This is a genomic window from Streptomyces albidochromogenes (assembly GCF_005981925.1).
Lineage (GTDB): Bacteria > Actinomycetota > Actinomycetes > Streptomycetales > Streptomycetaceae > Streptomyces > Streptomyces albidochromogenes.
The window spans coordinates 1-409 of record NZ_VBVX01000774.1 but is presented as its reverse complement, the minus strand read 5'-3'; the positions used below and the strand labels follow the sequence as shown (position 1 = coordinate 409).

The window sequence follows — 409 nt, the reverse complement described above, 5'->3', positions numbered from 1 at the left end:
CCACGCGGGCTCCGTCGACCTGGCCATCGACGAACTCGGCCGCCCCATCCGTCTCGAACTGCACGCCGCGAGCTGGCAGGTCCGAGGCGCCGCCATCGACGGCGTGACCTGGGTCCGTACCGACCCGACCGGCACTCACGCCACCGAAGGCAACGTCCCCGCCCACGCCTTCACCGGCACATCCCCGGCCTTCCTCATCGCCACCACCCGTCTCCTGCGCCTCACCCCCGGTTCCGCCGCCACCCGTGTCCGCCTGGTCGCCTTCACCGACCCGGTCCTGGCGCCGCGCACGATCGACCAGTCCTGGGCCTTGCTGAAGAGTGAAGCGCATGCCACTGACAACGGCCCCCTGACGGTGGACGAATACCAGGTCAACGCCCTGGACACCGGCGAACAGCACCACATCCAC

At 70.2% G+C, this 409-nt stretch carries 1 protein-coding gene; it reads left to right on the top strand.

Going from position 1 to position 409, the window contains the following annotated elements:
- Positions 1-409 (top strand): hypothetical protein (locus tag E2E34_RS35140; RefSeq protein ID WP_138905814.1); only part of this gene is annotated, 409 nt, incomplete at both ends.